The 24,245-nt window shown below is 35.5% G+C and carries 25 protein-coding genes; 1 reads left to right on the top strand and 24 read right to left on the bottom strand.

Annotation, left to right across the window (positions count from 1 at the left end):
- From HMPREF0077_RS07245 to HMPREF0077_RS07195, 11 genes are all read right to left on the bottom strand, one after another.
- Window positions 1-1,224: an ABC transporter transmembrane domain-containing protein gene (locus HMPREF0077_RS07245; RefSeq protein WP_004837364.1), complete on the bottom strand. Its 1,224-nt coding sequence runs from the start codon at window positions 1,222-1,224 to the stop codon at window positions 1-3.
- Window positions 1,218-1,355 (bottom strand): helix-turn-helix domain-containing protein, encoded by a 138-nt coding sequence (locus HMPREF0077_RS11175; protein WP_004837363.1) that lies wholly within the window; start codon window positions 1,353-1,355, stop codon window positions 1,218-1,220. The genes HMPREF0077_RS07245 and HMPREF0077_RS11175 overlap by 7 nt, the downstream gene beginning before the upstream one ends.
- 390 nt (window positions 1,356-1,745) lie before the next feature.
- Window positions 1,746-3,644 carry a lysine--tRNA ligase gene (gene lysS, locus HMPREF0077_RS07235; RefSeq protein ID WP_004837361.1) on the bottom strand — a complete coding sequence of 633 codons (1,899 nt, stop codon included), beginning with the start codon at window positions 3,642-3,644 and terminating at the stop codon, window positions 1,746-1,748.
- Between the two features lie 9 nt (window positions 3,645-3,653).
- Window positions 3,654-4,127 carry a transcription elongation factor GreA gene (gene greA / locus HMPREF0077_RS07230; protein WP_004837360.1) on the bottom strand — a complete coding sequence of 158 codons (474 nt, stop codon included), beginning with the start codon at window positions 4,125-4,127 and terminating at the stop codon, window positions 3,654-3,656.
- Window positions 4,114-5,094, bottom strand: coding sequence for a tRNA dihydrouridine synthase DusB (gene dusB, locus HMPREF0077_RS07225; RefSeq protein WP_004837359.1), 981 nt, complete (start codon window positions 5,092-5,094; stop codon window positions 4,114-4,116). The genes greA and dusB overlap by 14 nt, the downstream gene beginning before the upstream one ends.
- A complete protein-coding gene (locus tag HMPREF0077_RS07220) occupies window positions 5,072-5,863 on the bottom strand; it encodes a type III pantothenate kinase (protein WP_004837358.1) in 792 nt (263 codons plus the stop codon). Before HMPREF0077_RS07220 ends, dusB begins: the two co-directional genes overlap by 23 nt.
- 64 nt (window positions 5,864-5,927) lie before the next feature.
- Window positions 5,928-6,422, bottom strand: a complete 495-nt coding sequence (locus tag HMPREF0077_RS07215) for a DUF5673 domain-containing protein (RefSeq protein ID WP_004837357.1) — start codon at window positions 6,420-6,422, stop codon at window positions 5,928-5,930.
- A 33-nt stretch (window positions 6,423-6,455) separates the two neighbouring features.
- Window positions 6,456-7,025, bottom strand: a complete 570-nt coding sequence (hpt, locus tag HMPREF0077_RS07210) for a hypoxanthine phosphoribosyltransferase (RefSeq protein ID WP_004837356.1) — start codon at window positions 7,023-7,025, stop codon at window positions 6,456-6,458.
- A complete protein-coding gene (gene tilS / locus HMPREF0077_RS07205) occupies window positions 7,015-8,385 on the bottom strand; it encodes a tRNA lysidine(34) synthetase TilS (protein ID WP_004837355.1) in 1,371 nt (456 codons plus the stop codon). Before tilS ends, hpt begins: the two co-directional genes overlap by 11 nt.
- Window positions 8,369-8,686, bottom strand: a complete 318-nt coding sequence (locus HMPREF0077_RS07200; RefSeq protein ID WP_004837354.1) for an FtsB family cell division protein — start codon at window positions 8,684-8,686, stop codon at window positions 8,369-8,371. Before HMPREF0077_RS07200 ends, tilS begins: the two co-directional genes overlap by 17 nt.
- Complete coding sequence (locus HMPREF0077_RS07195) at window positions 8,679-8,924, bottom strand: RNA-binding S4 domain-containing protein (RefSeq protein WP_004837353.1); 246 nt, start codon at window positions 8,922-8,924, stop codon at window positions 8,679-8,681. Before HMPREF0077_RS07195 ends, HMPREF0077_RS07200 begins: the two co-directional genes overlap by 8 nt.
- Window positions 8,925-9,011: 87 nt before the next feature.
- On the opposite strand from HMPREF0077_RS07195, the gene HMPREF0077_RS07190 reads away from it, so the two are divergent.
- Window positions 9,012-10,046, top strand: a complete 1,035-nt coding sequence (locus tag HMPREF0077_RS07190; RefSeq protein WP_004837352.1) for a DNA polymerase IV — start codon at window positions 9,012-9,014, stop codon at window positions 10,044-10,046.
- A gap of 58 nt (window positions 10,047-10,104) precedes the next feature.
- Here HMPREF0077_RS07190 and recA read toward each other — a convergent pair whose 3' ends face one another.
- The 13 genes from recA to HMPREF0077_RS07125 form a co-directional block, all read right to left on the bottom strand.
- On the bottom strand, window positions 10,105-11,142 hold the full coding sequence (recA, locus tag HMPREF0077_RS07185; protein WP_004837351.1) for a recombinase RecA: 1,038 nt from the start codon (window positions 11,140-11,142) through the stop codon (window positions 10,105-10,107).
- A 120-nt stretch (window positions 11,143-11,262) separates the two neighbouring features.
- Window positions 11,263-11,793 (bottom strand): CDP-diacylglycerol--glycerol-3-phosphate 3-phosphatidyltransferase, encoded by a 531-nt coding sequence (pgsA, locus tag HMPREF0077_RS07180; RefSeq protein WP_004837350.1) that lies wholly within the window; start codon window positions 11,791-11,793, stop codon window positions 11,263-11,265.
- Window positions 11,777-14,071 (bottom strand): DNA translocase FtsK, encoded by a 2,295-nt coding sequence (locus HMPREF0077_RS07175; RefSeq protein WP_004837349.1) that lies wholly within the window; start codon window positions 14,069-14,071, stop codon window positions 11,777-11,779. Before HMPREF0077_RS07175 ends, pgsA begins: the two co-directional genes overlap by 17 nt.
- A gap of 170 nt (window positions 14,072-14,241) precedes the next feature.
- On the bottom strand, window positions 14,242-16,380 hold the full coding sequence (locus tag HMPREF0077_RS07170; protein WP_004837348.1) for a polyribonucleotide nucleotidyltransferase: 2,139 nt from the start codon (window positions 16,378-16,380) through the stop codon (window positions 14,242-14,244).
- A gap of 58 nt (window positions 16,381-16,438) precedes the next feature.
- Window positions 16,439-16,705 carry a 30S ribosomal protein S15 gene (gene rpsO / locus HMPREF0077_RS07165; RefSeq protein WP_004837347.1) on the bottom strand — a complete coding sequence of 89 codons (267 nt, stop codon included), beginning with the start codon at window positions 16,703-16,705 and terminating at the stop codon, window positions 16,439-16,441.
- Between the two features lie 112 nt (window positions 16,706-16,817).
- Complete coding sequence (locus HMPREF0077_RS07160; RefSeq protein ID WP_004837346.1) at window positions 16,818-17,756, bottom strand: bifunctional riboflavin kinase/FAD synthetase; 939 nt, start codon at window positions 17,754-17,756, stop codon at window positions 16,818-16,820.
- A complete protein-coding gene (gene truB / locus HMPREF0077_RS07155; RefSeq protein WP_004837345.1) occupies window positions 17,731-18,627 on the bottom strand; it encodes a tRNA pseudouridine(55) synthase TruB in 897 nt (298 codons plus the stop codon). The genes HMPREF0077_RS07160 and truB overlap by 26 nt, the downstream gene beginning before the upstream one ends.
- Complete coding sequence (locus HMPREF0077_RS07150) at window positions 18,620-19,594, bottom strand: DHH family phosphoesterase (protein ID WP_004837344.1); 975 nt, start codon at window positions 19,592-19,594, stop codon at window positions 18,620-18,622. The genes truB and HMPREF0077_RS07150 overlap by 8 nt, the downstream gene beginning before the upstream one ends.
- Entirely contained in the window at window positions 19,581-19,958 is a 378-nt protein-coding gene (rbfA, locus tag HMPREF0077_RS07145) for a 30S ribosome-binding factor RbfA (RefSeq protein WP_004837343.1), read from the bottom strand. Before rbfA ends, HMPREF0077_RS07150 begins: the two co-directional genes overlap by 14 nt.
- Window positions 19,958-22,084 carry a translation initiation factor IF-2 gene (infB, locus tag HMPREF0077_RS07140; RefSeq protein WP_004837342.1) on the bottom strand — a complete coding sequence of 709 codons (2,127 nt, stop codon included), beginning with the start codon at window positions 22,082-22,084 and terminating at the stop codon, window positions 19,958-19,960. Before infB ends, rbfA begins: the two co-directional genes overlap by 1 nt.
- Window positions 22,085-22,094: 10 nt before the next feature.
- Complete coding sequence (gene rnpM, locus HMPREF0077_RS07135; protein WP_004837341.1) at window positions 22,095-22,361, bottom strand: RNase P modulator RnpM; 267 nt, start codon at window positions 22,359-22,361, stop codon at window positions 22,095-22,097.
- A 3-nt stretch (window positions 22,362-22,364) separates the two neighbouring features.
- Complete coding sequence (nusA, locus tag HMPREF0077_RS07130; protein WP_004837340.1) at window positions 22,365-23,588, bottom strand: transcription termination factor NusA; 1,224 nt, start codon at window positions 23,586-23,588, stop codon at window positions 22,365-22,367.
- A 9-nt stretch (window positions 23,589-23,597) separates the two neighbouring features.
- Window positions 23,598-24,041, bottom strand: coding sequence for a ribosome maturation factor RimP (locus HMPREF0077_RS07125; protein ID WP_004837339.1), 444 nt, complete (start codon window positions 24,039-24,041; stop codon window positions 23,598-23,600).
- Window positions 24,042-24,245 lie beyond the last annotated feature (204 nt).

The raw sequence follows: 24,245 nt of genomic DNA, 5'->3' as shown, positions 1-24,245 counted from the left end.
TTAATTTAATAAAAAAGATGACAGACTTAATCCTAAATCGTCTTGTTTAAAAGTTTTGTGGAAGCCTTTAAACTTTGATTTTAATGGATTTATTGTATCTGTCATCATTATATCACTGTCCCCTGAACCACTTTCCCCAACAATAGCAAGTATGTCGCCCTTATTTAAGTCAAAAGAGATGTTTTTCAATACTTCTTTATCCCCATAGGAAAAATCTAGGTCTTTTACTTGTATTTTTTCTATAGAATTTACCTTGATTCCTTCTTCGCTTCTTATTTCATATTCTAAGAAGTCAAGAATCCTATCTGCCATTCCTAGGCTCACATTGATATTTGTGTACCAGTCGATTAGGTTGTTCATAGGCTCGTATAAAAAGTCAAGATAGGCATAAAAAGAAAATAAAAATCCTATCTCAAGATTACCTTTATATACCATTATTCCGCCCACTACTAAGGTAATTACTGGCAAGGCTCCTGTGATAATTGTAGAAAAGCCATAGGATATAGCTCTCAAGAGCCTCATCCTCTTCAAAATATTGGTATATTCTTTTATCTTGGCTTTAAATTTATCAAGAAAAAACTCTTCCTTATTATTTATTTTAATCTCAAATATGCCAGATAAGTATTCATTTACAGTTTTTGATATAAGGGAATATCCCTCCCTTTCTTCTTTTGACCTTTTCCTAATGTCCTTGTTTATAAAATGAAATACTACAATGTATATAGGAATCACAGTCAGAGGAATTAGACTAAGCTTCGCATTCATCCTGACCATAAAGAATATTACAATAGCTAATCTTAAAACATTTAATATAAGCATAGGAAGTCCGATACTTATATCCTCAGCAATATTCAGAGAATCTTGAAGGATTCTTGTGGCATAGTCTTCATTCTTATTTTTGTAAAAGCTAGTATCTTTGTTAAGTCCCGCTTTTAATAAGATAGTCCTGAAGTAATTTAGGTATTCAACAGAAAACAAATGCCATTTATAATTTTGGTATGTATTTAAAATGCCAGAACATAGAGCGACAAGAATTGTAATTAGGCCTTGCTTTATAATCAAAGCTACCGCTTCTCCGTTATTTATAATGTTTATCAATTCTCCTATCAAAAAAGGTGTTAGGGATGCTAATAAAATATCGAGCGAACATATAAATAAAATAAATAATCTGGTTTTCTTAAAAGGCCCTATGTAGGACATTAATTTTTTATACTTATCTAACATGAACTTCCTACCTCTATTACCCCTTCATTTTTTAAATAATCTTCAAAACTAATAATATCATTATGAGTGCAAGATAGAGCCTTACATATTCTTTCTAAATTCTTAAATGTTATTGGTTTATCCTTGCCCATTTAAGCCATAACATTTGTAGTAAGTCCTGCCATAGCTATTACATCTGTTTTCTTTAATTCTTTTTTTGCTAACTGTATCCATAATGCTTTATAGTTAAGTGCCATAATATCCATATTTTTCCTGTATTAGATTTATTTAATTATAGCATAAATATTGATTTCATTCTATCTTACATTGATTAGGCGTTTTTAGAGAATTTTTTGTGTTATTCCGTCCTTATTTTGAGTAAAAAAAGACGATAGAGTTTATAATTTCTATCGCCAGTGATTATCTAATATTTATTATTCTTTAAATTGATTTTATTGTATAGCTTAATAATTCTATTACTCCAATTAAAAAAATTAAACTGGGATTCATTACAAACCCCAGTTTTATGATCAGCGTGTTCTTTAATATAATTTTGATCCTGCTGGAATATTTCCATCAAGCATTATTAAGTTAAGTTTTTCTTCTCCATCGTACTCGCAAATTGCAGATATAATCATACCTTCTGAGTCGATTCCCATCATCTTACGAGGAGGAAGGTTACAAATCGCAAGTAGGGTTTTTCCTATTAGGCATTCTGCGTCATAGTATTCTTTAATACCTGAAAGAATTGTTCTTTCTTTTCCAGATCCATCATCTAGGGTGAATTTCAAAAGTTTTTTAGATTTTGGAACTTCTTCGCAAGCTTTAACTTTTACAACTCTAAAGTCAGATTTTGAGAATGTTTCAAAGTCTACCATGTCTTCAAATAGTGGTTCTACCTTTACTTTTGATAGGTCGATTTTAATTTCCTTAGCACTTATATCCTTAGCTATTTGCTTATCAGCCTCTGCTTTTTCCTTGCCTATTGGCTTCATTGTTGGGAAGAGCAAGACGTCTCTAATTGAGTGTTGACCGGTTAGAATCATGATTAATCTATCAATTCCTATACCGAGACCGCCTGTTGGAGGCATACCTATTTCTAGGGCGTTTACAAAGTCGTAGTCCATCATTTGAGCTTCGTCATCACCAGCTTCTCTCTTGGCTACTTGGTCAAGGAATCTTTGTTTTTGATCAAGGGCGTCATTTAGTTCTGAGAAGGCGTTGGCAATTTCTGCTCCATTGATGAAGGCTTCAAACCTGTAAGTTAGGCTTGGATCATCGTTCTTTCTTTTAGCTAGTGGAGATATTTCTACAGGGTAGTCAATAATGAAGGTTGGTTGGATGAGCTTATCTTCTACAAATTCATCGAAGAATTCTGCGATGATTTCTCCCCTACTTCCCTTAACTTCTACATTCTTTTCCTTAGCTATTTCAACAGCTGCTTCATAGTCTGTAATTTCGTTAAAGTCAACTCCAGAATATTCTTTTACGGCTTCAATCATTGATATTCTCTTCCATGGAGCCTTTAGTTCAATTTCATTTCCATCAAGTTCTACTAGGGTCTTGCCCTTTACTTTTTGGGCAACTGCTTCAACCATTGTTTCTGTTATTTCCATCATATCTTCGAAGTCAGCATAGGCTTGGTATAATTCCATAGTTGTAAATTCAGGATTGTGGGTTGCATCCATTCCTTCATTTCTAAACATCCTACCTATTTCATATACCTTATCGAAACCACCTACTATTAATCTTTTTAGGTAAAGCTCTGATGCAATTCTTAGATACATACCTATATCAAGACTGTTGTGGTGGGTGATGAAAGGTCTTGCAGTAGCTCCTCCAGCTATGGTGTTTAGGATTGGTGTTTCTACTTCCAAGAAGCCCTTGCCATCAAGAAATCTTCTGATTTCTGAGATTATTAAACTTCTTTGTACAAAAACATCCTTTACTTCTGGATTTACTATAAGGTCTAAGTATCTTTGTCTATATCTTAGGTCTTGGTCTTTTAGGCCATGCCATTTTTCTGGAAGCATTTGTAGGGATTTGGTCATTAGTAGTGGAGTTTCAGTTTCAATAGAGATTTCTCCTTGGTTGGTCTTAAATACCTTTCCATCTATTCCTACTATATCTCCAATATCGTATTTTTTAACTTGTGAGAATAAATCGCCGATAACATTTTTGCGGTTAACAATTTGAATTTGGCCTGACTCATCTTGGATATCCATAAAGCTCATGTTACCATGTCCACGTTTGGCCATAATTCTTCCGGCAATTCTAACATTTTTTCCATCATAGGCTTCAAAGTCATCCTTGATATTTTTTGATGGTATTCTTCCCTTAAAATTTACAACCTTGTGAGGATCAAGTCCTTGAGCCTTTAGCTCTTCCAACTTCTCCCTTTTAATCTGTAGCATCTCATTTAAATCTTTGTTATCAGCCATGTTCTCTCCTTACTTAATATTTTTAATTACAAAGTACATTTTTCCATTAGGTGTACTTACTTCGACTCTTTCATTCACTTTTTTGCCTATAAGGGCAGCTCCTACTGGAGATTCGTTAGAAATAAATCCTTCTAGGGGGTTTGATTCGGCAGTTCCTACTATCTTGTAGTCGAACTCTTCGTCAAATTCCTCGTCATAAACAGTTACAGTATTACCAACACCGACTTCATCAGAGTTTTCCTTAACCTCGATAGTCTTGGCATTTCTAATCATATCTTCTACTTTGGCGATTCTTGATTCTATTTCACCTTGCTCATTTTTTGCTTCATCATAGTCGGCATTTTCTGAAAGGTCTCCAAAGCTTCTTGCTATTTTTATCTTTTCTGCAATTTCTGGACGCTTTTTAGTTTTTAGATATTCTAATTCGTCTTCTAACTTTTCTAAATACTCTTTACTTAATATTACTTCTTTATTTTCTGTCATAATTATCCTCTAAATTTTTTCTATATTCTTCTAACAAGTCAAAAATTTCTCTTGTAGTTTTTAATTTGTTCACCCTAGCCCTGTAAGTCGCAGCGGATGGAAGGCCTTTGATATACCAGCCGACATGTTTTCTCATTTGATTTATCACAAGTTTTTCATCCTTGTAGGCGAGGGAAAGTTCATATTGTCTTTTGATAGTCTTTAATATATCATCAAAGCCTATCCTTGTAATTTCTTTTCCCTGGATATAATCCTTGATTTGCCTAAAGAGGAAGGGATTACCCATAACTCCTCTTGCAAGCATAACTCCATCAGCTCCCGTTACTTCTAGGATATTTTTATAATCTTCTACGCTAAAACAATCACCATTGGCTATTACTGGAATTCCAAGGGAATCTTTTAACTTCCTTATAGCAGTCCAATCAGCCTTTCCTGAATATTGTTGGTTTCTGGTTCTGGCATGAAGAATAACATAGTCGACTCCGGCATCTTCTAGGGCCTTTGCGACTTCTATATAGTTTTTTGAAGAATCATCTATACCTAGTCTAAACTTTACATTGACAATTTTATTTGTCGAATCAACTAGGCATTTGCCAATAGCATAGACTTTCTTTAGGTCGGCCATAAGGGCTGAGCCCTGACCATTTTTGAATATTTTAGGCGCAGGACATCCCATATTAAAGCTTATCTCTTTGAACTCTTCTATGGGATTAATCTTTTCCTTTACTACCCTTTCTATAATATCGGTGTCTTTGCCAAATATTTGAATGTTGACATTTTTTTCTGCCTTGGACCTATACATAATCTCTTCTGTTGCCCTATTATCAAAATCAAGGGCATTTACTGAAACCATCTCTGTAAAGGTCTTATCACAGCCATTTTCTTCGCAAATTTGCCTAAAGGCTGAATCAGTTACTCCAGCCATAGGTGCAAGAATCAGAGAATTAGAGATTTTTATTTCTCTCATAAATAATTCTAAGTCCTTCAAGCATCAAGTCTGGCTCAATAATTTCTATAAATTTACTAGATTGAGAAATTAGCTCTGAGAAGCCTCCTGTTGCAACAACGGTAATATCGCTCTCGTCAATTCCATATTTTTCTTTCATTTCTCTTTCTAGAATTTCTATTAGGCTGTCAATCATGCCTATATAACCATAAACTATACCAGCGTTGATAGCTTCTGATGTGTTCTTACCTATGGCACTAGTAGGAACCATTAGTTCAATTTTTGGAAGTTTTGCAGTTGCCCCAAAAAGCCCATCTTGAGCAATTCTTATACCAGGTGCTATAGATCCACCCAAGTATTTCTTATCCTCTGTAACAACATCAAAGGTTATAGCAGTACCCATATCGACAACTATGGCAGGCCCACCATACTTGCTATAGGCTGCTACAGCATCGACAATCCTGTCTGCTCCAACTTCTCTTGGGTTTTCATAATCGATAGTCAAAAAAGTAGGAGTATCTGAATCTACTACAATAGCTTCCCTATCAAAAAGCTTCCTATTAGCTGATTGCCAGTTATACATAACATCTGGCACAACGCAGCTCATTATAGTATCCTCGATGTTTTCTACTGCAATTTGCTTAATTGCCAACATATTAAATAAAGTAGCTACCAATTCATCACTAGTTTTTTTTAAATCAGTCGCCACTCTAAATCTAGATTTTAATTCTTCATTTTCATAAACACCAATAACCGTATTCGTATTTCCAATATCAATTACTAATAACATAAATTCTCCAAATTACATTCAAATTAACTCTTATATGATACGGTTATCGGACGAAATTTCAAGCTTACTTGCCTAACTTATATCTTCTAATTAAGCTATTTATTTCTTCAATATCTTCTTTCTTGACCTTGGTGGTTTCCCTAAGCTCTCCTTTTTGGTCTTTAACAAGGAGAATTAATTCAGAATTTTTGGTATCAAAGCCCCATTTTCTAATCTCTTTGTAGCTTCTTAGATTTGAATTTGCTATAATAGCATTCTCTCCTATCATTAACTTAGCCTTTGTTGATATCATAAATACAAAAGCAAGAATTATCATAATTACTGAGGTTAACATATTTTTGTTATTTCCTTGTTGGAAACCTGCATATAAGTTTACAGCACCGGTAATAATTAGGACTGAAAATAAAATTATCTCAAAACTTGATGATGGTCTATCAAAGCTTTTAATCTCTCCACTAAGGCTCTTTCTGTATCCCAGTAATTTGTATATCCTATATAAGAAAAATACAACTATTGCCCCATACAAAATTACTATCATTGAATCTAAACTCTTTCCCATTTTTCCTCCTCAAAACAAAATAGGCCATAAGACCTATTTAGCATCTTCTATATTTTCATAAACTGATCTTTTTACTACACCTATGTATGGTAGGTTCCTATACATCTGATTGTAGTCTAGACCAAAGCCAACTACAAACTCGTTAGGAATCTTAAAGCCTGACCAGTCTGACTTGATTTCTACTTCTCTTCTTTCAGGTTTATCGAGCAAGGTTACGATTTTTACATCCTTTGCTTGCCTATTAATTAAATTTTCCTTAGTCTTTTTTAAGGTGTAGCCAGTGTCGATTATATCTTCGACAATTAGCACTTCCTTATCCTTGATATCTATATCAAGGTCTTTTAAAATTTTGACATTGCCACTAGAATAAGTATTCTCAGCATATGATGAAACAATCATAAAGTCCATCATAAGATCTACCTTTAGCTCCTTAGCTAGCTCTGACATAAACATCACTGATCCCTTGAGGATTCCCACAAGTATTAGAGTTCCCTTATCAGCATAATAAGTATTGATAGTCTGTGCCAATTGTTTTATCTTCTTGTGCAAGCTATCTTCATCAATCAAAACTCTCTCAATTATATCGCTGTAATCAGTTATCATCCTTTACCTCAATCTTTACTATATTTTTTGTAGAAGGATCAATCTTATAATCCTCCGAACTCCTAAAAGATGTCACCCATATTATATCATTTTCTGATAAAATTAGGGGAATTTTATCCCTCTTGAACTTATCAACCTTTAAGTCAATAAAAAAGTCCTTGAGTTTTTTATTATGGTCCATGCCAAGTGGTTTGAATCTATCGCCAGCCTTCCTATATCTTATTTTCAAGGGAAAAGTCAACTTATCCCTATCAAAATATTCGATATTGCGGGAGGATTTTTTATCATAATTTGTAACTTCACTTAGGCTAATAATCTTAGCTCCAAAAGATAGGCTTTCTCCTATATCTAGGTAGGCCTCATCGCTTGGCATTAGATTTTTTCCCTCATTTATACTTAGCCTATAGAAATTATAAGACTTATAGAAAACTAAATCATCCTTAATAATAGCTTTGCCATTAGCCAAGGATGTAAGTGCCAAAAATGAGTCTATATTTTCCTTGGATATATCCCTGATTTTTTTCTTTAAATCAAAAATAGCATATCTGATGATTCTTGCCCTTAAAGCCCTACTTAGGGCTTCGAACTTATCTTTCTTAAAGCTAATAGCATCTTTTTGTCTAAGACTTAGACATTCTTCATAAATATTTGCTAGATAAGCCTCGCTTATCTCAATCTCTTGCCTAGAGAGCTTTGATAAATTCACGAGGCTACTTTTAAAATTCGGGTTGATTTTCTCAATACTTGGAATAAGCTCAAGCCTTATTTTATTTCTAGTATAATCAGTTTCGAGATTTGTCTTGTCTATGGCATAGGCAATGTTATTTTCATTGAGGTAAGCTAGAATCTCAGATTTTCTTATATCAAGGATTGGCCTAATTATGTCATCATTTTTGTAATCCATAGCCCTTAGTCCCTCAATACCCGTTCCCCTTATTATTCTCATGAGAACGGTTTCTGCTTGATCGTCTAAATTGTGGGCTACGGCAATTTTTGCCTTGGGATTATCTCCCTTTAGCTGTCTAAAAAACTCATATCGAAGTCTTCTTCCAGCATCCTCACTAGAAAGACCCTCTTGTTTGGCATAGGAATCCATACTACAAGCCTTCTTCTTAAAGTCAAGGCCAAGTTTTTTGGCAGTAGCCTCTACCAATTGTTCATCTAAAATAGCTTCCTTCCTATGTAGGTGGTTAAGATGAGCAAGGGTAATGGTAAAATTCATCTCTTTCATCAAATCCTTTAGCCCATAAATCAAAAACTGACTATCTGGTCCCCCACTAGCGCCTATTATTATATGGTCGCCTTCATCTATAAGCTTATTTTCTATAATGCATTCTCTTAGCTTATTTATTATTGTCATCTTGGTAAACCACTTCAGATTTTTTGACCATATCTAGCCTATCTCTAGCGATTTTTTCCTTAAATTCGTCAGTGTTTCTATTTTCATAATCTTCTTTAAGGCCATTAATGGATATTTGAAGTTCTTCTTTTTTCTTTGTTAGGGATTTTATATCCTTATTAACTTTGGCAAATTCCCTATCTAAGGCCCTATTATATAAGTTAAAAGAGCCTGCCGCCAAAACCATAATTGATACAATAGTGATTAAAAATTTCTGGTTTTTCTTCCTGCGTTTTTTAAAATATGAATTCTTCTTAGTCATCAATCACCTCATACATGCTTATAGCATTGTTCTTTTTTGCCCCATCTATCAAAGAAGTCACCCTAAATTTGAGCTTTGATTTACCAAAAACTACTTCTACAAGGTCCCCTTCTTCAACTAGGCTGCCTGGCTTAGCAAGCTTTTCATTAATACTTACTTTTCCATTTTCGCAAGCCTCTTTAGCAACTTGCCTTCTTTTAATGATTCTTGCATTTTTCAAAAATTTATCTATTCTCATAAGTATATGATACTTTATATAAGCTTTTTAGGCAAAGCTTTCTAGGCTATAGGAAGCTTAATTTTTTATAAGCAGTATAATGGCTATATGAAATATATTTTCCACCTAGATTGTGATGCCTTCTATGCATCTTGCGAAGAGTTAAGAAATCCAAAATTAAAAAATCTTCCCCTGGCTGTGGGAGGACTTTCCAATAAGTCAATCCTTACTACTGCCAACTACCAGGCAAGAAAGTATGGCCTTCACTCAGCTATGCCGGTATTTATGGCCAAACAACTTTGCCCAGACCTAATTCTTTTGCCAGTTGACCACAAATATTATAGGGAAAAATCTAAGGAAGTATTCTCTATCATTAAGTCATTTACAAGGCTAATGGAGCAAGTTTCAATTGATGAGGCCTACATAGTAGTTGAAAGCAAAAATCCCCTAATTCGAGCACAAATTCTCCAAAATAAGGTTTTTAAAGATACTGGTATAAGTATTTCAGTCGGTATCTCCTACAATAAGTTTCTCGCAAAACTTGCTAGCGACTGGAAAAAACCCCATGGTATAACCATGATAGGGGAAGATGACCTAGATAAGTTTTTGCCAGAAATTTCTATAAATAAGGTTCATGGTATCGGAAAAAAGACAAGTGAAAGGCTAAATAAGATTGGCATATATAAGGTGAAAGATTTATTGAAATTAGATAGGGAGTATTTGCTTGATAATTTTGGCAAGCAAGGGGCCTATATCTATCAAGTTATAAGGGGTGTCGACAAGAGAGCTGTCAATCCCAATAGACTTAGAAAATCGATAGGCAAGGAAAGAACTTTCACCCAAAACACAAAAGAGCTAAAGATTCTCGACTCTTATCTTAGAAATCTGTCCGAACTAATAGAAGATGAGATGCAAATAAAGGATATCCAGGCAAAAACTGTCAATCTCAAAATAAAGGATGAAAATTTCCACACTCGTAGTAAGGCCATCACACTCCAAGAACCCATCTATAAGGCTAAAGACATTTACAAGGAAGCTAAAAAGCTCTTAGCCGACCTATATGAGGGTGAAAGTTTAAGACTGATTGGTATTTCCCTATCAAAACTTTCAAAAAGAGACCTAAATCAACTAAGTTTCCTCTAAGACTTATATCTAAAAAGAAAGCTCCTGCAAGCATTTTTATCCTTGCAAGAGCTTATTTTTAATCTTCATTTTCTATATTTTCAACTTCTTCTGTTTTTTCTCCATCATCAGCTACTTGTATAGTATTACGAACATCACTATCAATTTGAGCCATAATTTCTGGATTTGCTTCAAGATAATCTTTTACATTCTCCCTACCTTGGCCGAGTTTTTCGTCCTTATAAGAAAACCAAGAGCCTGCCTTATCAACTATGTTAAGGTCAACTGCTGTATCTAGGAGAACTCCAGATTTTGATATTCCCTTACCATACATGATATCAAATTCTACTACCTTAAATGGAGGAGCTACCTTGTTTTTTACTACCTTAACCCTAGTTCTAGATCCTATTGAATCATCTCCTTGGGTAATTGTCTTAATTCTTCTTATATCAAGTCTAACTGATGAATAGAACTTTAGGGCACGACCACCTGGTGTGGTTTCAGGAGATCCAAACATTACTCCTACTTTTTCTCTTAATTGATTGATAAAGATTACTGTTGTGTTTGACTTTGCTATAACACCAGTAAGTCTTCTTAGGGCTTGACTCATAAGTCTTGCTTGAAGACCAACATGGCTATCTCCCATTTCTCCTTCGATTTCAGCTCTTGGCACTAGGGCTGCAACTGAGTCGATTACAATTAGATCAACCGCTCCACTTCTTACTAGACTTTCTGCTATATCAAGACCCTGCTCACCTGTATCTGGTTGTGATAAGATAAGATTATCTATATCGACACCCAAGTTTTCTGCATATTCTGCATCTAGGGCATGCTCTGCATCTATGAAGGCACAGGTTTGGTCTTGCTTTTGGTCTTCGGCTACTATGTGGAGGGCGAGGGTTGTCTTACCAGAAGATTCTGGACCAAAAATTTCTATGACCCTTCCTCTTGGGATTCCACCGATACCGAGGGCTATATCGAGGTTGACAGCCCCAGTTGGTATAGCAGATACCGAAACTCTTGGAGCATCACCCATCTTCATAATAGCACCCTTACCATATTTCTTTTCTATATTCTTAAAAGCCTGGTCTAGGGCCTTTTGTTTCTCTTTATCCATAAACTCTCCTCTATTTTTTCTATAAACTATAATTACCTATTAATCTTATTATATCATTTTTTTACTTTTCTTAAAGAAAAGGGCATAAGAAAACTCTACAAGCTAGTGTAGAGTTGACCTTTAAATATTTTCTAAGTCCAAAACTTTTTTGTTTTTTACAAGATAGTCTAGACCTGATATAACTGTTAATATAAGGGCTAGGTAGAAGACATAGATGCCTAGCTTATTAATAACTTCCACATTTAACAAAAGCATAACTAGGGCTATCATCTGGCTAGTAGTCTTTGCCTTGCCCCACATGCTTGCAGCAATTGTAATTCCAGAATCAGCTGCTAGAGTCCTAAAGCCTGTTATGATTAGCTCTCTTGATATAATTATTATTACTGGCCAAGCAGGGATTGTATTATCTTCTACCAAGACCAAAAAGGCTGCCATGGTTAGGACCTTATCTACCAAGGGATCGGTAAACTTACCAAAATTCGTAATCATATTTCTACTTCTAGCTATATGACCATCAAGTGCATCTGTAAGACTTGCTATAACAAAAACTATAGCTGCCAAGTTCATATCTCTTCCAGAAATCATAAATATTATAACAAAGACTGGTATCAAAAAGAGTCTCATTAGGGTTATTTTATTTGCTAAATTCATTTTTTTCTCCTTCTAAATACGACCTATCAACGAGGACCTTCCTAGGTTTAGAACCTTCATAGCCACCGACTACACCCCTTTGCTCCAATTGATCAATTAGCCTTCCAGCCCTTGCATAGCCGATTTTTAACTTCCTTTGAAGCATGGATACTGAAGCAGTCTTTTCATTTATTATTACTTCGATAGCTTCGTTGATTAGCTCATCTTCATCTTCAGTCATTTCGCTATTATTAGCTGCCGTTTCTTCGACCTTTTCTATGGCTTCTTTATCGTAGTTGGTGTCATTTCCTTCTTTGATCGCCCTAACTACACTTATTACTTCATCATCTGAGACGAAGGCTCCTTGGATTCTAACAGGTCTCATTGAATCACTTGAAGCGTAGAGCATATCCCCCTTACCTAAGAGTTTTTCTGCTCCTTGGGCATCCAAGATTGTCCTAGAGTCGATTTGACTTGTTACTGCAAAGGAAATCCTTGAAGGTATGTTAGCCTTAATAGTTCCAGTTATGACATCAACGGTTGGCCTTTGAGTTGCGATTATCAAGTGGATTCCACAAGCCCTTGATTTTTGGGCAAGCCTTGTTATATAATCTTCGACCTCAGCTCCTACTGTCATCATCAAATCCGCAAGCTCGTCAATGATTATTACAATATATGGAAGATTTTCCATAGAATCATCAGACTCTTGAGCTTTCTTATATCCAACTATATCTCTGACATGATTTTTTTCAAAGAGTTTATATCTTTTCTCCATCTCACTTATGGCCCAGAAGAGGGATGATGAAGCCTTCTTTGGATCTGTTATAACCGGCATGATTAGGTGAGGGATTCCATTATAGATTGAAAGCTCTACTACCTTTGGGTCTACCAAAAGAAGTTTTACATCATTTGGCGAATGTTTGTAGAGGATGGACATGATAATGGTATTGATACAAACTGATTTACCAGATCCTGTTGCCCCCGATACCAAAAGATGAGGCATCTTCTCTATGGCAGATACAACCACATCACCTGAGATGGACTTGCCCATGGCGAAGGGAATCTTGTATTTGGACTTGACAAATTTTTCTGATGAGAAAATCTCCTTTAGTCCGACTACTTCCTTTTTGTCATTTGGCACTTCTATACCCACATGACTTTTGCCAGGAATTGGTGCAAGAATCCTTATCCCGCTTGTAGCAAGGGCAAGTGCTAGGTCATCAGATAAGTTTACTATCTTACTAACCTTAACTCCCCTTTGAGGTTTAAGCTCATAGCAGGTTACAGTAGGACCGACATCAATTTGGACAACCTTGCCATCTATACCAAAGGAATCCAAAGTTTCCTCTATGGCTATGGCCCTTTGCCTTATCTCCTTATCATCTACTCCCCCATCTTCATTCCTATCTTCCAACAAATCTATTGATGGGTAGTTATAATCGCCAAATTCTCTCCTAAAGTTTTCATTAAAGTCACTAAGCTTAACTTGTCTTGACTTATAATTATTTACCAAAGCATCCCCCAGGCTATCGAGGTCAAAGTTTTTGACAGGCTTTCTTTTTTCTTCGACCAGATTTTCTTTATTAGCTTCTGTTGCTCTTTCTTCGATTTTTCCTAAGTCCTCTTCTTTTCTTTTAGTTTCTTTTCTAGGTAAGTCTTCTTTCTCATCCTTATCAAAGCTATCCATAAGATCCCTATAAAAATTTCTAAGATATCTTCCAAAAGCTCCAAAGACTTCTTTAACTTTAGTAAAGAAGTCTCCATAGCTTAGGGGACTTAAATCTATTATTAGGGCGAAGATAGAAAGAGCATAAACTATATACATGCCAAGGTTTCCAATAAGGCCAACTAGGAAAAAGCAAACTGCTCCACCTACTGCCCCGCCTCCATAAGCCTTCTGACTGGCAGAATATTGAATAGACCAGGCTAATTCATTTCTAATAAAGGCTCTCGAAAAAATAGCAAGAGTAACTAGATAAATAAGGTATAGGAGGAAAAATCTCCTAAGATTATTCCTATAACTTCCCCTTCTAATGGCAAAAAAAGTCATAAAGACAATAACTGGAAAGGCAAGGGAAAATTTCCCAAAAATTTTAGCAAAAAAGTCTGAAAGAACATCTCCCAAAATTCCTGTATTTGATGATAAAATAAAGACAAATAATAAAACTTGGAGAATCATCATTAGCATGGAAAACTTGCCTAAATCAAACTTATTTTCCCTAATCTTTCTAACTACTGACCTGTTGGGTGATTTTTTATTTGATTTTTTTCTAATTCTATTATTATTTCTATTAGTCATTTTCACCTCTACTTTTATTATATGATAAAATATACAAAAAATGAAGCTGTGTAAAATAAAATCAAACCATGATATCTCAAGCAAATTGACCAAAACTACATTCGAGACAATTCGCTTGATTCTATAATGATTTCTTAATCTTATTAATTACAACAGCTCCACTAAGTTAATTACTTTTCTTTTTTGTCGTTTTTCCTGTATGGTGACTCATCTACTGGCCAGGCTTCAGGTTTTTCTAAAAGAGCCTTTCTTGAAAGATTGATTCTTCCTTGTCTATCTATTTCAGTAACCTTTACCTTAACCTCATCTCCAACTTTAAGTTCGTCTTCGACTTTCTCTACCCTGTGATGGTCGATTTGGGAAATATGAAGGAGGCCTTCCTTACCAATAGCTATTTCTACAAAGGCGCCGAAGTTCATTATCCTTACGACCTTGCCTGTATAAACATCACCAGCTTTTGGATCTGTAACTATAGCCTTGATCATCTCTATAGCTTTCTTGCCACTTTCTCCATCATTTGAAGCAACTGTGATGTGTCCATCATCTTCTGTTTCAATCTTAACTCCAGTAGCATCAATAATCTTGTTGATGGTCTTTCCACCAGAACCTATTACATCACGAACCTTTTCTGGATCTATATCTATTGTAAAAAGTCTTGGTGCATACTCTGAGATGTCATCTCTTGGCTTATCTATGGCAGCCTCTATTACATCTAAGATTCTCATCCTAGCACTGTGAGCATCGTTAAGAGATTCTTCTAGGACCTCTCTTGTGATACCGTCTATTTTCATATCCATTTGTAGGGCTGTGATTCCATCACGAGTACCAGCTACCTTAAAGTCCATATCACCAAGGTGGTCTTCTAGACCTTGGATATCTGTTAGGATTGAGATAGAAGAATCTTCTTTGATAAGACCCATAGCAATACCTGCAACAGGTTTTCTTATTGGAACTCCTGCATCCATTAGAGAAAGGGTTGAACCACAGATTGAAGCTTGAGAGCTTGATCCATTTGATGATAAAACTTCTGATACAACTCTTATAGTGTAAGGGAAGTCTTTTTCGTCAGGAAGAACTGGAATAAGAGCTCTTTCTGCCAAGCGTCCATGACCAATTTCACGACGACCTGGACCTCTTAGAGGTCTTATATCGCCAACACAGAATGGTGGGAAATTGTATTGGTGGATATATCTTTTTTGGATTTCTTCCCTATTTAATCCGTCAATTATTTGAACATCAGCAGGAGAACCTAGGGTTACTACTGAGAGAACTTGAGTTTGTCCTCTTTGGAAAAGTCCAGATCCATGAACTCTAGGAAGAAGTCCAGCCTCAGCAGAAAGTGGTCTAATTTCTGTAAGATCACGACCATCTGGTCTAATCTTATCAATAGAAATCATACGACGAACTTCCTTTTTCATGATATTATCTATTCTTCTGTGAATTTCATCTTCACTTTCAGGATAAGCTTCTAGGTATTTTTCCTTAGCTTCTTCTTCTATCCTAAAGATATTAGCTTCTCTTTCTGTCTTATCGGTAGTCCTAATTGAATTTTTAATATCTTCCTCAAAGTCTTCTGAGATTTTTCTATCAAGCTCTGTTTCTTCGATTTGAGCTACTTCGATTTTTTCCTTACCTATATCATCGATTATAGTTTGGATAAAGTCAGAAATATTGCCAATTTCTTCTAGGGCAAGAAGCATAGCTTCAAGCATTTCTTCCTCAGAAAGCTCACAAGCTCCAGCTTCAACCATGTTTATCGCCCCCTTCTTACCTGCAACAGTAAGCTCAAGGGTGGATTTTTCTCTTTCTTCCTTGCTAGGATTAATTATTAATTTTCCATCAACCTTACCTACCATACAAGCTCCAACTGGGCCATAAAAAGGTATATCGGATATGCCTAGGGCAATTGATGCACCGATTGTTGTAAGAGGATCAGGAAGATTATCTTCATCCATAGACAAAACTGTAGCTATAATTTGAACATCATTGTAATAATTTTCTGGGAAAAGTGGTCTAAGAGGCCTATCCATTTGACGAGAGATTAGGGTTGCTTCATCACTTGCCTTGCCTTCTCTTTTTAGAAATCCTCCAGGTATTTTTCCTACTGCATATAATTTCTCTTGGAAGTCACAAATTAATGGGAAAAAGTCTATTCCTTCTCTTGGTTTTTCACTTGCAACCGCTGTTACAAGTAATGATGTATCGCCACATCTTATGTAGCATTCACCATTGGTTTGTTCGGCGAACTTGCCTATGGTTATCTCAAAATCTTTTCCTAATTTTGATTCGTATTTATAAGTTTTTACCATCTTCACTCCTAATTACTTTTTTTATATAAAATAAGGCGGGTAAAACCCCGCCCAATAATTAACCTCTTAAACCTAATCTTTCAACGATTGATCTATATCTATCAATATCATTGTCTCTTAGGTAATTTAACATACCTTTTCTACGTCTAATCATCTTGTAAAGACCTCTTCTTGAAGAGTGGTCTTTCTTGTTTGCTTTTAAGTGTTCTGTAAGATCTGCAATTCTCTTAGATAGGATTGCGATTTGTACTTCTGGAGAACCTGTATCTTTCTCTTCTAGTTGGTATTCTTTGATTATTGCTTGTTTTTCTTCTGATTTTAACATAATTTCCTCCGTATATTTAATTTGCCATTTACCAAGTGAGAGTCGAGGTTTCAGTCACTTAGCAAAGGTAACCTCATTTACTATACTTTAACTTTATTATCTTGTAAACTAACTAAGACAAATTTTCTAGGTACTTGTAGGCCCTTTTCTTATCTATATTCATCTGTTCAATTAATTCTTCCCTTGAAGTAAACTTGATGTCGTAGCGGAAAAATTCTAGAAATTCTATCGAAACATTTTCTCCATAGATATTTTGATCAAAATCTAGGATATAGGTCTCAACCTTCCTACTATTTTCACCAAAGGTAGGATTTTTTCCTACATTGCTAAGGGCATAGTAGGACTTATTATCTATATTAATTCTTGTCAAATAGACTCCGTCAATAGGAAGGACATAATTAAAGCTTAATTTTAGGTTGGCAGTTGGAAAATTCAGGGTTCTTCCCCTCTTCATACCATCAACAATTGTTCCCTTTATCTTGTAAGGTCTAGCCAAAAGCTTATTTACCTTTTTTATATTACCTTCTCTTATTAAATCTCTTAGGTGATTAGAAGATATTTTATTAAATTCATCTTCCTTCTCAAAATCTACTACGGAAGTCTTGTAATTGTATCTTTCTTCGTATTTTTCAAGAGTATCAACATCGCCTGAGGCCTTCTTGCCAAACCTGTAGTCCTTGCCACATATAATATATGAAGCATTGAGCTTTTTGTTGATAATTTCAGCAATAAATTCCCTTGGAGAAAGATTCATAAACTTTTCATCAAAGTCTATCAGGCAGAAAGTATGGATTCCTATGGAGCTGAGAATTTCTATCTTATCTTCAAGACTTGTCATGTATTCCTTCTCATCTTTAAGCCTTAGCTTGGTGTTTTGCTTAAATAGCAAAACGGCAGGCTCTAGGTCATACTTCTTGCTTATTTCTAAATTGTTTTTCATTAACTTTTGATGACCCAAATGGACTCCATCGAAGTTACCCAAAGAAACCGCCTTTCTTTGAAGGTCAGGAAGGTCTATATTTAGGTCATAAATTTTTATTTTCTCTGTCATACAATACTTTCTCCATCTTTAGAAAATATTCGCCACTTTCTTCAAAACTTTTGCCAAGACCGATAAATTCGCCAGCGACATAGACCCTTAATTCATTTGCTAAAGGCTTATTTATCTTTATTATCATACCATTAATAAGCTTATCGAATAAGTTTCTAGCTAAATCTATGCTAGGATATTTGTTTAAGGCTATATCCATATTTTCTAATCTAGCCAGTAATTCTTCCTTATCAATTTCTAAAATCTCGGACGATTTTATGGCCTTATCTACGTCAAACTCTCCAACCCTAATCCTTCTTAATTCTTTTACGAATGCCAAAGTCTCAAGCTCTTCTCCTATATCATCGATAAGAGTCCTTATGTAAGTGCCCTTGGAGCATTTTACAAGTATCCTCGCTTGGGGAAAGGCAAAATCTAGAATTTCTATATCATAGATGTTGACCTTTCTTTTTTTTCTTTCGATTTCTATACCACTTCTTGCAAGATCATAGAGTTTTTTGCCATCTACCTTGAGGGCTGAATACATGGGAGGGATTTGCACAATTTCGCCCATGTATTTGGATAAGATATTTTCTAATTCTTCCCTAGAGCAAGTTGTAGAACTTTCTTTAATAACCTTTCCTGCCCCATCCAGGGTGTCGGTTTTTTTGCCAAAGACCATAAGGCACTCGTAGGTCTTATCTTTTCCCATCATATAATCAGAAAGCCTAGTCGCCTTTCCTACTACTATAGGAAGGACGCCACTGGCTTCGAGATCTAAGGTGCCTGTATGGCCGACTTTTTTTTGACCAAGGGCCTTTCTTACTAGGGATACTACCCTAGCAGAAGATATTCCTTTTTCTTTATCTACATTTAGAATTCCGCTATACATCAATTTCCTTTAACATATCAAAAGCCTTATTTTTGGCTTCATCAAGACACTTAGCGTAAATAGTAAAGCCACTTGCCTTGATATGTCCACCTCCACCATTTGCTCTTGCGATTTTTGATACATCATAGTCCTTGCTTCTTAGGGATACCTTGTATTCACCATTGTCGTATTCTTTAAGAAGCATGGCAACTTCAACTTCATCTATATCCCTAAGTAAGCTTATGACATTTTCTGCATCTCCCATTTGAACCCCATGTTTTTCTACAAGTTCTTTGGATACAACTGAGTAGGCCTTCTTATCGAAAAAGATTGCATTTTGCATGATTTCAGTTTCGAATTTCATAACCTTCATAGGTTTTGATTGGTAGAGATTTCTATAGATATATTGGCTTTCTGCCCCAAGGCTTAATAGTCTACCAGCCATATAGAAAGTATATTCTGTTACATTTGAGTAAAGAAATCTATTAGTATCTGTACATAGCCCTGTATAAAGAAGGCTAGCAACATCCCTATCAATAGGAAGTTTTAATCTATCTAATAGCTCAAAGACTATCTGGCAAGTAGCTGGAGCTGTGTCTAGTACAATATCAAGATTTGTCTTTAAGCTACCTCCAACATGATGGTCTAGGACTAGACTCTTTCTTGAAGCTTTAGCGACAGGTCCAAGTTTTTCTCCAATCCTAGCAAACTCTGAGCAATCCAAAAACATAAATAAATCATAAGAATCCATAGAAGGTTTCTTGTAGTGGTCTATTTCTGGCAAGAAGAGTAGATAATCGTCAATCGTATCAAAACCAATTACTTCAACATTTTTGCCATAAAGCTCTAAGGACCTTCTTAGACCAAGACTTGATCCTAGATTATCACCATCAGGATTTACATGACTTGCTATGGCTATAGTTTCTGCTTGATCAACAAGTTCTAGGAATTTGTCGACTTTTTCTTTACTGATTTTACCTTTGTTCATTAGCCTTTTTATCCTTTGCAATGGTCTCAGCTATAAGCTTGTCCATATATGCTCCATGTTCTATGGAATTATCTAATTTGAACCTAAATTCAGGCATTGATCTCAATCTCATCCTCTCACCAATTAGGATTTTGATGTAGCCCTTGGCTTGGTCTAAGGCATCAAGGACATCTTCCTTCTTTTGCTCATCACCCAAGACGCTAATATAACAATCCGCAAAGGAAAGGTCATTTGTCACTTCTACATCTGTAATAGAAACCATGGCCTCATTACTTAGTCTAGGATCACTTAGGTCATCTCTTAGGATTTTAGAAAGTTCTTTCTTGACTTCAGATGAGATTCTTTCTGTTCTTCTTTTATTCATTAATCTCTTTCCTTTTCAACCATTTCATAGGCTTCCATAACATCGCCTACTTTGATATCGTTAAATCTGTTAAGACCTATACCGCCCTCATAGCCAGAAGCAAGTTCCCTTGCGTCATCCTTAAATCTCTTCATTGATGAGATTTCTCCATCAAAGATTACTATATTGTCTCGAAGAAGTCTAACTTTTGCCCTTTTTGGTACAGAACCATTAGTTACCATAACTCCTGCTATAGTACCTGCTCCTGGAACCTTGAAGGTGTCACGAACTTCTGCTCTTCCTAGGACAACTTCCTTAAATTCTGGATCTAGCATACCCTTTATGGCTTTTTCAACATCTTCTATTGCTTCATAGATTACTGAGTAAGTCCTAATTTCTACATTATTATCCTTAGCTCTTTCCAAGGCTCCTTGGGTAGGTCTTACATTAAAGCCTATAATTACAGCATTTGATGCTTGGGCTAGGAGGATATCTGACTCTGTAATTCCTCCAACAGCTCCTGCTATAACAGTAACCTTTACTTCCTCGTTAGATAATTTAGTAAGTGATTGGCTTACTGCATCAACAGTACCCTTTACATCAGTTTTTACAATGATATTAAGCTCTTTTAGCTCACCATCAGCTATGTCTGAGTACATATCTTCGAGGTTAGTGTTAGCCTTAGCCTTTAGGTGTTCTTCACGCTTAAATTCTTTTGCTCTTTGGGCAAATTCACGAGCAAGCTTTTCATCTTCTACTGCATAAATCATATCCCCAGCTTCTGCTACATCTGAAAGACCTAAGATTTGGGCTGGCATTGATGGGCCAGCTTCTTCAATGGCTTCTCCTCTTGAGTTAAACATAGCTCTGATTCTTCCTGAAGCAGATCCAGTTACAACATAATCTCCTGCATGGAGGGTTCCTTTTTGTACTAGGACTGTCGCAACAGCTCCTCTTGCCTTGTCTAGTTGGGCTTCTATGATAATTCCTACTGCATTTCTATTTGGGTTTGCCTTTAGTTCTCTCATCTCAGCAACCAAGAGAACCATCTCCAAGAGATCATCAATTCCTTGACCTGTATGGGCAGATACTGGAACCATAATTGTATCTCCACCCCATTGTTCAGATACTAGTCCTTGTTCCATTAGCTCTTGCTTAACCCTATCTGGATTTGCTACTTCCTTATCTATCTTATTAATAGCTACAACTATTGGAATACCAGCAGCTCTTGCGTGATTAATGGCTTCTATAGTTTGTGGCATAACTCCATCATCTGCAGCAACTACAAGGATTGCTATATCAGTTGATTGAGCCCCTCTCATCCTCATTTCTGTGAAGGCTTCATGGCCTGGTGTATCTAGGAAAGTGATGTGTTTTCCGTTGATGTCAACAACTGAAGCACCTATATGTTGAGTGATTCCTCCAGCCTCTCCACTTGTTACCCTAGTAGATCTAATCTTATCAAGGATTGAAGTCTTGCCATGATCAACGTGGCCCATTACTGAGACAACTGGTGGTCTTTGTTTTAAATCCTCTTCCCTATCCTCAAAGTCAAGTTCGACTTGTTGTTCTTCAATGGCATCGTACTCTTCTTCTGGTTTAATCTCCTTACCAAAATCAAGTGCTACAAGCTCAGCTTGCTCAAAGTCTATTTGATCATTTAGTCCTGCCATAACGCCTAGGCCAATAAGCTTAGCTATTACCGCATTTGGAGATTCACCTATTTTATCAGCAAAAGTTTTTACATTGACAGTTTCTGGAATTTCTATAATTCCACCAGTCTTCTTTTCTTCAACTTGTTTTTTGCTTGGCTTGATAGATTTTTTATTTTTATTCTTTTTCTTTCTCTTCTTCTTTGGCTTTTCTTCTTCTAATTCTTCATCCTCTATTATATCTTCTGCCTTCACAAGATTTTTTGGATGTTTCTTTTCGCCCTTATTCTTGTTATGCTTATTATTTTTCTTATCCATCTTTTCTTCATTTATTTCGTCAAAATATCCTTGAATAAGTTCAAGATCAGAGCCACCTACCATAGACATATGAGATTTTATATCAAGACCAAACTCATCTTTTAGGAGTTTAACCATATCTTTTGCTACCATATTGTTTTCTTTTGCTAATTCATATACTCTAATTTTTTCTGCCATATAACTCTCCTCAATTTACTTCATAAGCTTTTAACTCCTCATAAAGTTCTTCCGGTACCTCTGTTCTAAATACTCGGTTTAGCTTATTAGTTCTTAGGGCTTCCTCAATACAAGCTTTACTCTTGCATACATAGGCGCCTCTTCCATTTTTCTTTCCTGATTCATCTATCAAAATCCCTTCTTCTTTGTTTTTAACAATTCTTAGAAGGTCTTTTTTGTCTTTAAGCTCACCACATACCACGCATTTTCTTTGTGGAATCTTTCTAGCTTTTTTCATCTGTTAATCCTCATTAGATTCATCGTCTATTTCATCTTCCCCTATATAGTCTTCTTCCACAGGCTCTTTATTATCATAATCTTCGCTTACTTCTAAGTCTTCTTCATCCTTAGATAAGCTTTCTTCACTTAGTTGACTTTCTTCGTCTAATTCATTAAGACCTAAAATTTCGTCAATATCTACTTGGCTTAACTTTTCGAACTCTTCACTGCTTTTAATATCAATCTTCCAACCAGTTAGTCTTGCGGCTAGTCTAGCATTTTGTCCTTCCTTGCCTATAGCAAGGGAAAGTTGATCGCTAGCTACAACAACTAGGGATTGCTTGTTTTTTTCATTAACAAGTACCTTGATGATATCAGCTGGGGATAGGGCATTTGATATAAATACTTTGATATCCTTATCGAAGTTAATTATGTCGATTTTCTCGCCTTGAAGCTCCTCTACTATGGAATTAACTCTTGCCCCCTTAAAGCCTATACAAGCTCCGATGGCATCAATGTTTTCATCATTGGAAAATACAGCCATCTTAGTCCTTGAACCAGCTTCTCTTGCTAGGGAGTAGATTTCTATTATACCATCTGTTATTTCAGGAACTTCTAGCTCGAAAAGTCTAGTAATTAAGTCTTGGCTTGCCCTTGATAGGATGATTTGTGGTTCTTTGGAAGAATTTCTCACTTCCTTAATTAGAAACTTCATCCTAGCGTTAGGAAGGTATTTTTCTGTAGAAACTTGTTCTTTTGCTGGAACAATTCCTTCTATCTTGTCGAGATTGACATAGACATTATACTTATCTTCCCTTTGGATAGTTCCAGTTATCATTTCATTTGCTCTTTCTATGTATTCTCCATACAAAGAATCTCTTTGAGCATCCCTAATCTTTTGAATTACAATATTTCTTGCAGTTTGTGCTGCAACTCTTCCGAAGTTTTTTGGAGTAAGCTTAATTCTTGCTATATCTCCAAGCCTATAAGTAGGGTTGATTACTCTAGCATCCTTTAGAGAAATCTCTACTATATTGTCGTTAACTTCATCTACTATTTCCTTTAGGGCGTAGACTTCGATCTTTCCAGTTTCTTCATCAATTATGACATCAACATTTTCTTGATTGTCATAATTTTTTTGATAACTTTTAATGAGCGCCTTTTGTAAAGCATCTAGAATTGTAGGCTTATCTAAGTTCTTTTCCTTACAAAGCTCATCTAAAGCTAACATAAAATCATTATTCATAAACTCTCCTTAGAAAACAATCTCTATATATATTTCTTTAATTTCGTCTTTTCTAACTTCTCTAGCTTCTTTATCTTCAATATCAAAGATATAGGAATCATCCAAAATCTCTTTAAGCTTGGCCAAGAAAACTTCCCCATCTTTGAGTTTCACTTTCAAAAGCTCATCTTTATTTCTTTCAAGATCCCTATCTGTCTTTAGGGGACGAGATAAGTCTTGACTTGACACTTCAAGATAATATGAATCTTTAATTATATCAATCTCATCTAATTTAGTATCAAGAAAAGCACTTGCCTTTTCACAATCTTCGATAGTGATTCCTTCCTTATTATAAATAAAGAATGTTAGGACTTTATTGTTTTTGCCACCCTTAAATTCAATATCTACTAATTCGTAACCCATACTTTCGATATCTCTTTCAAAGATTTCTTTAAGTCTATTCGTTAAATTCATACTACCTTCCTTAGTCTTAACAGATTAAAAGAGTGGAACCATCCCCCACTCTTTTCTTAGCTTTATTATACCTTCTATTAGTAGAAATTCAATCTTAGCCAATTAGAAAAGTAATTTACCATTTAATTTCTTAGAATCTATTAGTCTTTTAACACTTTACAAAAACAAAGCTTTTATTCACTTGTATTTATTTTGACAAAGGTT

This window comes from Anaerococcus tetradius ATCC 35098, from assembly GCF_000159095.1.
Lineage (GTDB): Bacteria > Bacillota > Clostridia > Tissierellales > Peptoniphilaceae > Anaerococcus > Anaerococcus tetradius.
Note: the sequence above shows the minus strand (reverse complement) of the source record. Positions and strands in the feature narration are given on the sequence as shown.

What these genes read in the sequence shown, in the direction of transcription:
- HMPREF0077_RS07245 (WP_004837364.1), bottom strand. Translation starts at nt 1,224, where the DNA reads ATGTTAGATAAGTATAAAAAATTAATGTCCTACATAGGGCCTTTTAAG.
- HMPREF0077_RS11175 (WP_004837363.1), bottom strand. Translation starts at nt 1,355, where the DNA reads ATGGGCAAGGATAAACCAATAACATTTAAGAATTTAGAAAGAATATGT.
- lysS (WP_004837361.1), bottom strand. Translation starts at nt 3,644, where the DNA reads ATGGCTGATAACAAAGATTTAAATGAGATGCTACAGATTAAAAGGGAG.
- greA (WP_004837360.1), bottom strand. Translation starts at nt 4,127, where the DNA reads ATGACAGAAAATAAAGAAGTAATATTAAGTAAAGAGTATTTAGAAAAG.
- dusB (WP_004837359.1), bottom strand. Translation starts at nt 5,094, where the DNA reads ATGAGAGAAATAAAAATCTCTAATTCTCTGATTCTTGCACCTATGGCT.
- HMPREF0077_RS07220 (WP_004837358.1), bottom strand. Translation starts at nt 5,863, where the DNA reads ATGTTATTAGTAATTGATATTGGAAATACGAATACGGTTATTGGTGTT.
- HMPREF0077_RS07215 (WP_004837357.1), bottom strand. Translation starts at nt 6,422, where the DNA reads ATGGGAAAGAGTTTAGATTCAATGATAGTAATTTTGTATGGGGCAATA.
- hpt (WP_004837356.1), bottom strand. Translation starts at nt 7,025, where the DNA reads ATGATAACTGATTACAGCGATATAATTGAGAGAGTTTTGATTGATGAA.
- tilS (WP_004837355.1), bottom strand. Translation starts at nt 8,385, where the DNA reads ATGACAATAATAAATAAGCTAAGAGAATGCATTATAGAAAATAAGCTT.
- HMPREF0077_RS07200 (WP_004837354.1), bottom strand. Translation starts at nt 8,686, where the DNA reads ATGACTAAGAAGAATTCATATTTTAAAAAACGCAGGAAGAAAAACCAG.
- HMPREF0077_RS07195 (WP_004837353.1), bottom strand. Translation starts at nt 8,924, where the DNA reads ATGAGAATAGATAAATTTTTGAAAAATGCAAGAATCATTAAAAGAAGG.
- HMPREF0077_RS07190 (WP_004837352.1), top strand. Translation starts at nt 9,012, where the DNA reads ATGAAATATATTTTCCACCTAGATTGTGATGCCTTCTATGCATCTTGC.
- recA (WP_004837351.1), bottom strand. Translation starts at nt 11,142, where the DNA reads ATGGATAAAGAGAAACAAAAGGCCCTAGACCAGGCTTTTAAGAATATA.
- pgsA (WP_004837350.1), bottom strand. Translation starts at nt 11,793, where the DNA reads ATGAATTTAGCAAATAAAATAACCCTAATGAGACTCTTTTTGATACCA.
- HMPREF0077_RS07175 (WP_004837349.1), bottom strand. Translation starts at nt 14,071, where the DNA reads ATGACTAATAGAAATAATAATAGAATTAGAAAAAAATCAAATAAAAAA.
- HMPREF0077_RS07170 (WP_004837348.1), bottom strand. Translation starts at nt 16,380, where the DNA reads ATGGTAAAAACTTATAAATACGAATCAAAATTAGGAAAAGATTTTGAG.
- rpsO (WP_004837347.1), bottom strand. Translation starts at nt 16,705, where the DNA reads ATGTTAAAATCAGAAGAAAAACAAGCAATAATCAAAGAATACCAACTA.
- HMPREF0077_RS07160 (WP_004837346.1), bottom strand. Translation starts at nt 17,756, where the DNA reads ATGACAGAGAAAATAAAAATTTATGACCTAAATATAGACCTTCCTGAC.
- truB (WP_004837345.1), bottom strand. Translation starts at nt 18,627, where the DNA reads ATGTATAGCGGAATTCTAAATGTAGATAAAGAAAAAGGAATATCTTCT.
- HMPREF0077_RS07150 (WP_004837344.1), bottom strand. Translation starts at nt 19,594, where the DNA reads ATGAACAAAGGTAAAATCAGTAAAGAAAAAGTCGACAAATTCCTAGAA.
- rbfA (WP_004837343.1), bottom strand. Translation starts at nt 19,958, where the DNA reads ATGAATAAAAGAAGAACAGAAAGAATCTCATCTGAAGTCAAGAAAGAA.
- infB (WP_004837342.1), bottom strand. Translation starts at nt 22,084, where the DNA reads ATGGCAGAAAAAATTAGAGTATATGAATTAGCAAAAGAAAACAATATG.
- rnpM (WP_004837341.1), bottom strand. Translation starts at nt 22,361, where the DNA reads ATGAAAAAAGCTAGAAAGATTCCACAAAGAAAATGCGTGGTATGTGGT.
- nusA (WP_004837340.1), bottom strand. Translation starts at nt 23,588, where the DNA reads ATGAATAATGATTTTATGTTAGCTTTAGATGAGCTTTGTAAGGAAAAG.
- HMPREF0077_RS07125 (WP_004837339.1), bottom strand. Translation starts at nt 24,041, where the DNA reads ATGAATTTAACGAATAGACTTAAAGAAATCTTTGAAAGAGATATCGAA.